Genomic DNA, 12741 nt, shown 5'->3' with positions numbered 1-12741 from the left:
GGTTCCGCCTCGCCACGCGATTCTCACGTCATCCGCCCGCTTCTCCTTCCTGCGTGTCGCTCTCGGCGTGCGCACGGATCGGGACATCCGGATCCCGACTTCGATGACGAACCTTCACTGACGCAGCCGTGTCACCAGGCGGAAGAACGTCATCAGGTACGGGTTCCAGCCCAGCAGTCGCAACACCACGCGACGGCTGGTCTGGAGCACCTGACACGGGATCGTCACGAAGGCGTTCACGAACGTCCTGAACTCCATCCGCAGCACGCGCATCTTCTCCGCCCGGTGGTGCTCCTGCCACCGGCCCGGCGACTCCGGCAGCAGCAACGCCCACCACGCCTTCAACGTCCACGCCAGGGCCGTCATCACCATCCACGCCCCGTTGCTGACCAGGGCGTCCACCGGCGCGGCGAGGGCGTGCGTGCCGCCGTGCAACTGGGCCAGCAGGTTCTCCTGGTCGCACCGGGCGTTGGCCTCGAACACCACCTCCGCGGCGGTGAGGTCCCGGTCGTTGGTGAGGTAGAAGAAGTACCGCACCTCGGGGAACAGCACCTGCTCCCCCTTCTCACGCGAGATGTGCTTGCGGACCACGACCATGCGGAAGGTGTTGGCACACGCGGTCGGCTGGTAGTCGAACTCGGCGACCTCCTCGGACTTGAGCCGTAAGACCTCGAAGCCACGCTCGCGGACGATGCGATCCTTCACGGCCTCGGGCCGTGTGCGGGGCCGCGTCTTCACGTCGTAGCACGGCGGGCGACGCAACGGTTTCCACTGGGAAGCCGGCACGTCCTCGGCTTCCGCACGGAGGTTGGGCCGGGCGTCGTAGCCGAAGACGAAGCGGACCCACGGGAGGGCGTGCCAGCGGTCGAGGTGCTCGGTCTGCGAGAAGTCGGTGTCGCCGCGGAGGACGATGCGGCGGAAGCCGGCCCGCAGGCAGAGCAGAATGGCTCGATCGACCTGGCCGGCGGCCCCCTCGTGCGAGGGCCGGTTGCCGGGCCGGTTCACCAGCCGCAGCACCTCGCCGGTCTCGGCCAGGGTCACGACGAGGGGGTGGTAGCCCCACGTGCCGTCGTAGGCGATGTCCATGCCGGCCTTGCAGGCCCCGGTGGTCGCGACGAGCGTGCCGTCCATGTCGAGCGTGGCCCGGTCGAAGAACGACGCGGGCTGCTCGGCCCAGACGTTCCGTCGGGCTACGTCGATGGCGTCCTGGAGCGTGTCGAGGTCCGCGGCCGTGAAGCGTCGGCAGAAGTCGCCGGCGGTGGTCGGGTCCGGGATGCGTCGCGCCCCGAGGGCGTCGAGGAAGGCGTCGTCGTTGCGCCGCAGGTCGATGTCCTGGAGGCAGGTCCCGTGGCACAGCGCGTTGTAGGCGATGTTGAGGACGTGGTCGGACTCGTGGTAGGGGAGGTGCACCTTGAGCAGGTGCAGGCGGTCGTCGATGGCCCGGGGTAGCCCGACCTCCCGGGCGAGGGTGTGGATGAGCCCGATGCCGCCGTGGGCGATGGCCCGGTCGCGGCGCGACACGTCGTAGTCGAGGGGGCGAGCCGAGAGCACGGGGCGGTGGGTGGCGGTGTCGCGTGTCGTGTCGAGTCGGCGCTCGATCCGGGACTTGCGGGAGCGGAACCACGAGCGGAAGATGGGCTTCACTTGAACTCCTCGGTGGATTCCGGGCGAAGGGGAAGCAGCTACTCCCACAAACCCTGGAAACGGCCGAGGATTTCAAGCATTTTGAGAAGCAGACCAATCAACGCGGCTGAGATCACGCTTCGTTAAGGTCTAGTCCGTGAGATCCCGTACACCGGCGACCGCCACCCCCGGATCGCGGATCGACCGGGGGCTGCTCCGCCGTCGACGCGGGGATGGTCCGGCCCGTACCACGCCCCGGGGTCAAGGGCCGGGGCCGGAAAGGTGGGGGGCACCCCGGGACGGACGGGTGCGAACGGCGGCCGGATCGGGTATCTTGCCGGCCGTCACCCGCGGACGTTTCGGCCTCTCGGAGTAACTGATCATGCGAACGACGATGTGGGCGGTCGTGTGCGGCGTCACCCTGCTCGGCGACGCCCCGGCCCGTGCGGACCATTACGAGGTGTTCCTCGTCGCCGGGCAGTCGAACTGTGACGGTCGCGGCAAGGCGTCCGAGTTGGCCGGGCCGCTGGCTAGGTGGGCGAATCCCCAGAACGACGTGCTGACCGCCTACTCGTGCTCGACGCTCCGCGGGCCGGTGCTGACGAGCGACGGGTTCAAGCCGCTGCGACCCGGCTGGAGCGTCGCCCCCGGTAAGGCCCGGCCGACGAAGCTGCCGAGCGGCACGTTCGGGCCGGAGGTGTCCTTCGGCCGCGGCATGGCCGACCACCTCAAGGGTAAGAAGGTCGCGCTCATCAAGTTCGCCGAGGGCGGCACGAGTCTGGCGAAGGACTGGAGCCCGGAGGTGAAGGGCCGGCTGTACCCGGCGTTCCTCGACTTCACGAAGAAGTCACTTCAGGAACTCAAGGAGAAGGGCCACACGTACACCCTGCGAGGCATGATCTGGCACCAGGGCGAGAGCGACGCGGGCCTGCCCGCCGCGGAGTACGAAAAGCTGCTCACCGCGTTCGTCGCCCGGGTGCGGACCGACTTCGGGGCGGCGGACCTGCCGTTCGGCGTCGGCGAGGTGTTCGACAACGGCAAGCGGGACGCCGTGCGGGCGGCGCAGAAGTCTACCGCGGAGAAGGTCAAGGGCGTGTTCTTCGTGCCAGCCGACATGCTGAGGACGTTCGACGGCGGGACGCACTTCGACGCCGCCAGCCAGATCGAGCTGGGCGAGCGGTTCGCCGCCGGCATGGCGAAGGCGATCGGCCCCGCTGGTGTCCCACCCGCCGCGGGCGTCTCGCCCCGAGGTTATTCCGTACCGCTCCTCGACCTGAGCGGTCAGACCGGCCGGCAGGTGGTGGTGGACCGGGAGCCCGGCCAGTACCTCGGACACCCGACGACGGTGCTGCTGGAGGACGGCAAGACGATCCTCTGCGTCTACCCGAAGGGGCACGGCAGGGGGGCGATCGTCTACAAGAAGAGCACCGACGGCGGGAAGACGTGGTCCGACCGGCTGCCGGTCCCGGCGTCGTGGGTCACCAGCAAAGAGGTGCCGACCATCCACCGGGTCGTGGACGCGGCGGGGACGAAGCGGTTGATCGTGTGGTCCGGGCTGCACCCGGCCCGGCTGGCAGTGAGCGAGGACGACGGCCGGACGTGGGGCGACCTCAAGCCAGCGGGGGAGTGGGGCGGGATCGTGGTCATGGGGTTCGTCGAGGGGCTGAAGACGCCCGGCCACTACCTGGCCATGTTCCACGACGACGGCCGGTTCTTCGCCGCCGAGCCGGCCCCGAAGAAGCCGGCCGAGTTCACCCTGTACAAGACGTTCTCCACCGACGGCGGGCTGACGTGGTCGACGCCGGAGCCGGTGTTCCGGTCGTCGGCGGTCCACCTGTGCGAGCCCGGATGCGTCCGCTCGCCCGGCGGCAAGCAACTGGCGGTGCTGCTGCGGGAGAACAGCCGGCGGAAGAACTCGCACGTGATCTTTTCGGACGACGAGGGGAAGACGTGGACGGAGCCGCGGGAGTTACCGGGGTCGCTGACCGGGGACCGGCACACCGCGAAGTACGCCCCGGACGGCCGGCTGTTCGTGTCGTTCCGGGACACTACCCTGGACAGCCCGACGAAGGGCGACTGGGTGGCGTGGGTCGGCACGTACGACGACATTGCCAAGGGCCGGGAGGGGCAGTACCGGGTGCGGCTGATGGACAACCACAAGGGGGCGGACTGCGCGTACCCGGGGGTCGAGGTGCTGCCGGACGGGACGATCGTGACCACCACCTACGGGCACTGGGCGAAGGACGAGCCGCCGTACGTCGTCAGCGTCCGGCTGAAGCTCGACGAACTCGACCGGATGGCCCGAGACCGGAAGTAGCGGCGGGTGGTGCGTCTGTCGGGGTCGTGGTACTCTGGCCCCCGTCCCACCGCGGCACCGGAGCGATCATGCCCCCACGCCCCCGCCACTCACTCGCGGCCGTCTGCCTCCTCGTCCTCGTCTCGGTCGGCCGTGCGGCCGAGGACCGCCCGGCCGTGGTCGCTGCGTCGCCGAAGGCCGGCGGACACGTCCACCCGTCCGTCTGCCGCACCCCGGACGGCACCCTGGTCGTCGTGTACAAGGGACAGAATGTGCTCATGCGGACCCGCTCGACCGACGGCGGCACGACCTGGGAGACGCCCGAGCCGATCCCGACCACGGCAAAGCGGCCGGACTCGATCCGCGAGGTGAAGAAGTTCGAGGTGTACCCGGGGACGGCCGACACGCTCCCGGACGGGCGGGTGCTGGTCACCTGGAACTACATCGCCGCCGACCAGGCGAAGGACGGGTACTACGAGCGGGCCTTGCTCTACACCCTGAGCGACGACGGCGGGAAGACCTGGTCCGACCAGCGGGTGATCGGGCCGGCGGACGGCAAGCACCTGGGGGCGGTGCGGCACAACGTCCTGCCGCTGGACGGTCGGTGGCTGCTGCCCCTGCGGACCGGCCCGCCACGGGCGTACGACCCGAAGGCGGGCAAACTCGACGCCTTCCCGGTGGTCGGCCCGGACGGGAAGGCTCACGCGTTCCAGCAGATCGCCCGGACGGTGAAGGGGACGCTGCTGGCGATGGGGCCGGTGTTCCTGCGTTCGTCGGACGGCGGGAAGACGTGGGAGGAGGTGAAGGGCTTCCCGGTCCCGCCGGACGGGGACAACGCCGAGGGCCGCTACCTGACGCCGCTGCCCGACGGGCGGGTGCTGGTCACCTGGGGGGTCGGCACGGCGAACAAGGGGCTGCGGTACACCGCCTCGGCCGACGACGGCAGGACGTGGGCCGCGGAGCCCGTGACGCTGCTGCCGGACACGCCGGTGGCGGCCCGGTACTACTCGGCTCGCACCGTCCCGCTCGACGACCGGCACGTCGGGACGGTCTACCTGAGCGGCTCGACCGTCCACTTCCTGAAGGTCGAACGGGACCGCGTGGCGAAGTAGGGATGGCCCCGGCCCACCTCGGGCTGTTCGTTGCTCGCCGCGGGCGAGCCGCCGCCGGACTCGGGCCGGCTCCTCCGCCCGATCGGCCGACCGCCGAGGGCGAGGAACCGGGCGTACAGAACGTCTGCAAATTCCCGCAGCCGGTTGCCCGCTCGTCCACCTACCCGCGGGCGTCAGTCACCTCCTTCCGGCCCGTCCGGCAACTCGCCCACACGCCCACGTCGGCCGCAGCTGGGAGGTTCCGGCGGCTACCGACATGGCGGCCGTTCGCATGACCGGGTAACACCCACCACTTCCGACCAAGGGGAGCCCATGCCCATCGCCGTCGAGAGCCGAAGGGTCAGTCCGGCGACAATTGAGAAGCGGTGGCCGGGTGCCGTGGTCGTCGACGTGACCTCGAAGGGGCCGGAGCCGTGGGTCCGGTTCAGCCCGTTCTACCCGCACGGCGGCATCCCCATCCCGAACACCCAGGACCAGACGGCCGCGTCGGTCGAGGGGCTGTGGCAGGGGCTCAAGGTGTTCGAGCGGGAGGACATCGACCTGTCGAAGTGGCGGATCACCACCATGCGGGGGATCAAGCGGTCGGGCCGGAGCCGCGGAGCGGTTCGGGGCCACCGGCACGGGGTCGGGAGCGACGTGCTGCTCGGCTACCGGGACGCCCGGTACGCGATCTACCTGCCGGCGTATCGGTGGGTGCTGGAGAACCGACTGGTGGCCGAGGTCGGGCAGCTTCGGGAGTCCGCGAGGGACCGGACGGTCGTGCTGCTGGACTACGAGACGAACGGGGACGTGGACGACCTGTCGTCGCCGCTGTCGCACGCCGCCCTTGTGAAGTGCTTCGCGGAGGGGAGTTGGCCGACCGTCGGCGAGCCGTAATGGGCTGGGCTCCGGCGAGACCGTCGACTCCCCACCATTCGCAACACCCCGACGGCCGATAATCCAAAAACCACTTTTTGTGATGGACCCTGGCCGAGCCCCCGGAGTTGTCCACCACCGCGTCGGGATCGAGCGGCTCGCGGGTCGCGCCGGTCAGTCCGGCTGATGGTCGTTCCGTTCCCGGCCCATCCGCTCGACGAACTCGCCCGGCGTGAGGACTACGAGCCCGCTGTGCGGTCGGCTGTCCAGGAGGTGGCGGTCGCTGGTGATCAGAACCGCCCCGGAGGCCGCGGCCAGGGCGGCGAACTTGCGGTCGGCCGGGTCGGGGATGTGTCCGAACTGGTGGGGGTCGGTCGGCCCGTCGTGCCGAGCGTCGGGGTAGAAGAACGCAGACAGGTCGGTGCCTCGGAGCGGCGGGATCTTGCCGACGATGTACTCCGTCTCCCGCCGGGTGGCCTCGTCCCACACCAGCCGCACGGTGCCTGCCCGGATTGCGTTCAGGATGCGGGCCGAGTGGCTATTCGGGTTGAATCCGGCGGCGACGAACAGGTTCGTGTCCACCACGACCAACAGCACGGGGGCCTCCGACATCTTCGATGCGGATCGAGTCGACGGGAGGTGACCGTGGGCCGGGCGAAACTCTCGCCCGGCCCACGACCAGACGATTTCACACCGGGCCGAGGCGTTCCAGAGCGTAGGCCAGCGACCCCGACCACCGCCGGAGTGCCCGTTCGACCTGCTCCTTGCGGGTCTCCGGCCGGGTGTGGGTGTAATTCGCGGTCATGCCCAGGCCGCCGTTGAGCGTCGGCTTGTGGCCCATCACCTGCTGGCGGATCAGCGGGTCCACGTTCCCGTCCTGGAGCAGGGTAGCGAACGTGTGACGCCACGACTTCGGACAGGTCGAGTCCGGGTGCCCGATCGCGGCCGTGACCCGGCCGAACACCTGCCGGATCTTGTCCGCCTTCACCGCCCCGGCGTCCCACCACAGCTTCTTCGCCAGCCCGGCCTCCTCGGTCCTGGTGAGCGGCCGGGCCTCGCCCGCCCGCCGGTTGCGGAGCACCTTCTCCAGTTCGCGCCGGTCGCCGACAACAACCGGCTTCCGGTCGCGCAGCCGCTCGCGCAAGAACACCGGGCCGCAGGTTCGCTTGCCGATCACCGCCCGGATCACCGCCACCATCTCGGCCAAGAGCGGGACTGTGCGCTCCTGGCCGGTCTTCACCCGCCACCCCAGCTCGACCTTGTTGTGGACGTGCAACCATCCGCCGGCCAAGTCCACATCCTCGATCAGCAGGTGGACCAGTTCGCCGACCCGCAGCCCCGTCTTGGCGAGCGTGAAGTTGATCGGGAACGCCCACGCCGAACACGCCGCCAAGAACTTCATCTCGGTGTCGGCGGTGAAGACGAAGATCGGCTTGGCGTCCTCGATCCGCATTTTGTCGAGGGGCAGCTCGGAGAACGGATTTCCGGCGTAGGGCGGTAGGTGGCGGCGTTTCACCGCGTACGTGAACATCGTCCGGCACGTCTCCAGGACGTATTGCACGCCCTTCGTGAGCAGCTTTCGCTTCGCAGTGTTCTGGTGGCCGTTCGGGGCGACCTCGACCCGCCGCAGGTAGGCGGCGAACGCCTCCACCTTGAGGTCGTGGGCGTGCGGCGGCTTAGGCAGGGTGCGGACGAAGTCGTCGAGATGCTGGGTGGCGGAACGGTAACGCTTGAGCGTGCCGACCGAGGAGTGCAGGACGTGTTCGTGGTAGTCGAGGAACTGCTTGCGCAGCTCGGCCACAGCGATCGGCGTGAACGTCAGCAGGGTCGGTTCGTTGCTGGCGAGCTGCGAGTTGACCCGGGCGGCCACCTGTTCGGCCTGGTCGCGGGTGGCGGCGACCTTCTTGCGGTGCGGCCCGGTGTCGTCGCGGTAGTACACCCACCACGCCCCGTGGTGCTCGTACACACTGACCTTGCCGACGCGGAACCGCGGAGAGGGTTGGGACTTTTTCGGCGGCACGGAACTCCCCCCGGTGCACGCTTTGTGCACCAAACGTGCACCAGGCGGGGGAGATCGTCGGGGGAGCCGTGACGCAGGATGTTGCTTATAAAGCCTTTGCGTCACGAGCCCGTCAGCACACGGACATGAAAGCGGAGAGGGAGGGATTCGAACCCTCGTTACCCTTGCGGGTAAATCAGTTTTCGAGACTGACGCATTCAACCACTCTGCCACCTCTCCGTGGCACCACTAGTTTAGCACCCGCAGCGCGGGCCGTACAGTCGCCACGGGCGGGTTCCTGCCGATGACCCTAGCCGACCTCCTCGTCGGCCTTGCCGACCCGGCAGCCTACCCCGAGCCGCCCGACTGCGTCGAGGTGCGGCAGACGCACATTTCCGCCGTATTCCTTGCGGGTGAATTCGTCTATAAGGTGAAGAAGCCGGTGAACTTCGGCTTCCTCGACTTTTCCACCCCGGACCGGCGGCGGCACTTCTGCGAGGAGGAGGTCCGCCTCAACCGCCGGCTCGCGCCGCACGTCTACCTCGGTGTGGTGCCTGTGACCGCGGCCGGCGGCCGGCTCCGCGTCGAAGGCGACGGCGAACCCGTCGAGTGGGCGGTGAAGATGGTCCGGCTGCCGGAGGGAACATCGCTCCTCGACCGACTGCGCCGCGACGAAGTCGGGCCGGCGGACGTGGAACGCCTGGCCGCGTTCCTGGCCGACTTCCACCGCACCGCCGCGGGCGGGCCGGAGGTCGCGGTCGGCGGCCGGTTCGAGGTCGTCGCCGCGAACGCCCGCGACAACTTCGCCCAAACTGTGGCCCACGTCGGAGGCACGGTCAGCCCGGCAGTCTTTACCCGCCTCCGCGAGCAGACCGACGGGTGGCTCGACCGGCTGCGTCCGCTGATCGACGCGCGGGCTGCCCGCGGTATACCGCGGGACACGCACGGCGACCTGCACCTCGATCACGTCTACTCCCACCCCGACGGCCGGCCGTTCGCCATCGACTGTATCGAGTTCAGTTCCCGCTTCCGCCACGCCGACCCGGCCGCCGACCTGGCGTTTCTTCTCATGGACTTCCGCTTCCACCACCGGCCCGACCTGGCGGCCGACCTGGAGCGCGCCTACGTCCGCGCGTCGGGCGACCGCGAGCTTGCGGCCGTGCTGCCGTTCTACGTCGCGTACCGGGCGGTCGTACGGGCGAAAGTGGAGGGCATGGAGTGGGCCGAGCCGGAGGTTCCGGCCGCCGACCGGGTCGCGGCGGCGGCGCGGGCGCGCGGCCACTGGCTCCTCGCGCTCGGCGTGCTGGACGAACCCGCCAGCCGCCCGGCCCTGCTCTTCGTCGGCGGGCTGTCGGGAACGGGCAAGAGCCACCTCGCAAGGCGGGTCGCGGCGGCAGCCGGGTTCGAGGTGATTCGCGCGGACGTGGTCCGGAAGGAACTCTCGGGCCTGCGCGAGACCGAACGCGGCGGCGCAGGACTGTACGACCCCGCGCACACGGAGCGGACTTATGCCGAGTGTCTGAAGCGGGCCGACGCGCTGCTCTTCGAGGGGAAGCGGGTACTGCTGGACGCCACGTTCCGCGCCGCGGCCCGCCGGCGGGCGGTGGTCGAACTCGCGCGCACGTGGCGGGTGCCGGTACTGGGCGTTGTGTGTGAGGCGCGGCCGGAGACGGTGCGGGAACGACTCGCGGCCCGGACGGGAGACGCATCTGACGCGACGTGGCAGACGTACTTGAAGCAACTCGGTGAGTGGGAAATCGGGGGGGCGGACACCCTGGCCGTGACGACCGACGGCGACGCGGACGCCGTCGGTGCGGTAACGGCGGCGTTACGCGCGAGCGGACTCCTGTCGTGATCCCGGACGCGTCACCCCACCCGGCTCACCTTACGGTACAGCGCCTCGTACTCGGCCGCACTGCGGTCCCAGCCCCAGTCCTGAGCCATCGCCGTCCGCACCACCTGCGCGAAGTCCGCCGGCCGCGTCCGGTACAGCGACAGCGCCCACTTCACCGTTTCGTACAGTGCCCGTGCGGAGAACTCGCCGAACGAGAAGCCCGTCGCCGTGCCGGCTTTCAGGTGCTCCTCCGTGGCGTTGACGACGGTGTCGGCCAGGCCCCCGGTCGCGCGGACCACCGGCGCCGTGCCGTAGCGGAGGCTGTACAGCTGGTTCAGCCCGCACGGCTCGTAGCGGCTCGGCATGAGGAACAAGTCGGAGCCCGCCTCCACCGCGTGCGCCAGCCCCTCGTTGAAGCCGAGGAAGACGCCGACCTTGTCCGGGTGGCGTGCCTTGAAGTCGTTCAACTCGTCGTGGTACTCCGGGTCGCCGTCGCCGAGGAATACGAGCTGGCAGCCCAGGTCGAGGAACCCGGGCGCGGCACTCAGCACCAAATCGACGCCCTTCTGACTCACGAGTCGGGCGACCATGCCGAGTACCGGCACGTCGGGTTTCTGCGGCAAGTTGAACCGCTTCTGCAGGTCCGCCTTGCAGGCCGCCTTCCCGGCGGTCACCGTGTCGGCGGTGTACTTCGCCGCGATGTGCCGGTCGTTGGCCGGGTCCCAGTCGGCGTAGTCGCAGCCGTTAACGATGCCGCTCAACTTGCCACTCACGCCGCGGAGAAGCCCGTCGAGCCCGCAGCCGAAGTCGGGCGTGGTGATCTCGCGGGCGTAGGTCGGGCTCACGGTGTTCACCGCGTCGGCGAACACAATGCCGGCCTTGAGGAAGTTCAGGTAGCCGTGGAACTCCAACTGTCCGGGGTTGAGCAGCCACCCGGGCAGGCCCGTGAGCTTCATCACCTCGGGCCCGAACGTGCCCTGATAGGCGATGTTGTGGATCGTGAACAGCGAGCGGACGTGCTTGTAGGCGGGCTTCGTGCGGTAGGCCTCGTTGAGGAACACGGGCACGAGGCCGGTCTGCCAGTCGTTGGCGTGGATGACGTCGGGTGTGAACCCGAGGAACGGCACGGCTTCGAGGACGGCCCGGCTGAAGAACGTGAACCGCTCGGCGTTGTCCGGGTAGTCGGCCTTGTAGCCGCCGGGCATCCCTTGCTGGTACAGGCCGCGGCCGGGCCCGTCGTCGCGCTCGAAGAACGGGGGGTGCTCGACCAGGTAGACGGGTACGTCCGAGTTCGGCAGCCGGGTGCGCAGCAGCCGGCAGGCCAGGGTGCGACCGCCGAGGGGGACGGGGAGGGCGATGCCGGTCTTTTCGACCGGCGTGCCGGTGCGGCGGACGGCCGCGTAGTACGGCATGACGACGGCGACCTGATGCCCGCGGCCCGCCAGTGCCCGTGGAAGGGACGCAGCCACGTCGGCGAGGCCGCCCGTTTTGGCGAGCCCGGCCACCTCGGACGACGCGACGAGAATCCGCAACCCACCCACGGCTGTCTCCCCGCTGGAGCGAACCACCCGAACTATACGTAGGATGGAGCAAAACGGTAGCCCAACCGCGGCGTCGGAGTGTGACTTGGAGCGTGTGATTGTGGTCGGCGGCGGGCTGGCGGGGCTGGCGGCGGCGGTCGGGCTTGCGCCCCGCGGCTTCCGCGTCACGGTCCTCGAAGCGCGACCGCGGCTCGGCGGCCGCGCCGGGTCGTTCACCGACCCCGCCACGGGCCAACTCGTCGACGCCTGCCAGCACGTCAGCATGGGCTGCTGCACCAACTTCACGCACTTCTGCCGCACGATCGGCGTCGAACACCTCCTCGCCCCGCAGCCGCGGCTCACGTTCGTCACGCCGGACAGGCGGCGGAGCGTGTTCAAGGCCGACCCGTGGCCGGCGCCGTTCCACCTCGGGCGGGCTCTGCTCGGGGCGCACTACCTCACGCCGGTCGAGAAGCTGCGCGTGGCGTGGGGGCTGCTGGCGCTGCTGAGCGAACGGCCGGACGCCGACCCGCCACTGCGCGAGTGGCTCCTGGCGCACCGGCAGACGGATCGCACCATCGACCGCTTCTGGGGCGTGGTGCTGGTCAGCGCCCTGAACGAGACTGTGGACCGCGTCGGCCTGCGGTACGCCCGCAAGGTGTTCCGCGACGGGTTCGTCCGCCACCGCGACGGCTTCACCGTCCACGTCCCGGCGGTGCCGCTCGGCCGGTTCTACGACGCGGAACTGCGGGCGTGGCTCGACCGATACGGCGTCGAGGTGGTGGAGAACTGTGGCGTGAAGCGGCTGACAGGGGCCGTGTCGGGCGTCGAGCTGCGCGACGGCTCGCGCCGCGAAGCCGACTGGTTCGTGCTCGCCGCCCCGTTCGACCGCGTGCCCGACCTGCTGCCGCCGGAACTGGCCGCCGACCCGTTCTTCGCCGGGGCGAAGGAACTGGCCCCGTCGCCGATCACGAGCGTGCACCTGTGGTACGACCGGCCGCCGCTCGACTTACCGCACGCGGTGCTGGTCGATTGCCTCGGCCAGTGGGTGTTTTCCCGCGGCGAAGTGGCTCCCGGCGAGTTCTACCTGCAAGTCGTGGTGAGCGCCGCCCGGCCTCTCAAGGGGCTCGGCCGCGACGAGATTCAGACGCGAATCGGCGAGGAACTCGCCCGCGTGTTCCCCTCGGTGGCCCGGGCGACGCTGCTGCGCTCGAAGGTGGTGACGGAGCACACCGCGACGTTCAGCGCCGTGCCCGGCGTGGATCGGTTGCGCCCGCCGCAGGCGACACCGGTGCCGAACCTCGCCCTGGCCGGCGACTGGACCGACACCGGCTGGCCGGCCACGATGGAGGGTGCCGTCCGCAGCGGGTATCTCGCCGCGGAGGCGATTCTGGCGCGGGCCGGGCGCCCCGAGCGGCTGCTACGGCCCGATCTCGGCGGCTGACGCAAGTTTTTCCCACGCCCGCGCCGATGACGACGACAGGACACTGGAACTCCGCGGG

General features: G+C 70.0%; 9 protein-coding genes and 1 tRNA gene. 5 read left to right on the top strand and 5 right to left on the bottom strand.

Translation table 11 applies throughout. The features are described 5' to 3' along the window. Positions 1–114 precede the first annotated feature (114 nt). Entirely contained in the window at positions 115–1644 is a 1530-nt protein-coding gene (locus tag ETAA1_RS17965; protein WP_202920205.1) for an IS1380 family transposase, read from the bottom strand. A 361-nt stretch (positions 1645–2005) separates the two neighbouring features. Between ETAA1_RS17965 and ETAA1_RS32080 the strand changes: the two genes are divergently transcribed. The 3 genes from ETAA1_RS32080 to ETAA1_RS17950 all read left to right on the top strand — a co-directional run bounded on the left by ETAA1_RS32080 (position 2006) and on the right by ETAA1_RS17950 (position 5907). Next, entirely contained in the window at positions 2006–3940 is a 1935-nt protein-coding gene (locus ETAA1_RS32080) for a sialate O-acetylesterase (protein WP_202920204.1), read from the top strand. Positions 3941–4008: 68 nt separating this feature from the next. Then, on the top strand, positions 4009–5031 hold the full coding sequence (locus ETAA1_RS17955) for a sialidase family protein (protein WP_145240835.1): 1023 nt from the start codon (positions 4009–4011) through the stop codon (positions 5029–5031). 312 nt (positions 5032–5343) lie between these two features. Then, positions 5344–5907 (top strand): DUF6939 family protein, encoded by a 564-nt coding sequence (locus tag ETAA1_RS17950; RefSeq protein WP_145240833.1) that lies wholly within the window; start codon positions 5344–5346, stop codon positions 5905–5907. 153 nt (positions 5908–6060) lie between these two features. On the opposite strand, the gene ETAA1_RS17945 is transcribed toward ETAA1_RS17950, so the two are convergent. From ETAA1_RS17945 to ETAA1_RS17935, 3 genes are all read right to left on the bottom strand, one after another. Then, positions 6061–6483 (bottom strand): PIN domain-containing protein, encoded by a 423-nt coding sequence (locus ETAA1_RS17945; RefSeq protein ID WP_202920203.1) that lies wholly within the window; start codon positions 6481–6483, stop codon positions 6061–6063. A 91-nt stretch (positions 6484–6574) separates the two neighbouring features. Beyond that, a complete protein-coding gene (locus ETAA1_RS17940) occupies positions 6575–7906 on the bottom strand; it encodes a tyrosine-type recombinase/integrase (protein WP_145240829.1) in 1332 nt (443 codons plus the stop codon). 132 nt (positions 7907–8038) lie between these two features. Continuing rightward, positions 8039–8125: transfer RNA gene (locus tag ETAA1_RS17935), tRNA-Ser, on the bottom strand. 64 nt (positions 8126–8189) lie between these two features. Between ETAA1_RS17935 and ETAA1_RS17930 the strand changes: the two genes are divergently transcribed. Continuing rightward, positions 8190–9740: a bifunctional aminoglycoside phosphotransferase/ATP-binding protein gene (locus ETAA1_RS17930; RefSeq protein WP_145240827.1), complete on the top strand. Its 1551-nt coding sequence runs from the start codon at positions 8190–8192 to the stop codon at positions 9738–9740. Between the two features lie 11 nt (positions 9741–9751). Here ETAA1_RS17930 and glgA read toward each other — a convergent pair whose 3' ends face one another. Continuing rightward, positions 9752–11251, bottom strand: a complete 1500-nt coding sequence (glgA, locus tag ETAA1_RS17925) for a glycogen synthase GlgA (RefSeq protein ID WP_145244700.1) — start codon at positions 11249–11251, stop codon at positions 9752–9754. A gap of 103 nt (positions 11252–11354) precedes the next feature. Here glgA and hpnE point away from each other — a divergent pair, with 103 nt between their 5' ends. Further along, positions 11355–12683: a hydroxysqualene dehydroxylase HpnE gene (gene hpnE / locus ETAA1_RS17920; RefSeq protein ID WP_315851296.1), complete on the top strand. Its 1329-nt coding sequence runs from the start codon at positions 11355–11357 to the stop codon at positions 12681–12683. The last annotated feature ends 58 nt before the right edge of the window (positions 12684–12741 follow it).

The sequence above is a fragment of the Urbifossiella limnaea genome (assembly GCF_007747215.1).
GTDB classification, from domain to species: Bacteria; Planctomycetota; Planctomycetia; order Gemmatales; family Gemmataceae; genus Urbifossiella; species Urbifossiella limnaea.
Note: the sequence above shows the minus strand (reverse complement) of the source record. Positions and strands in the feature narration are given on the sequence as shown.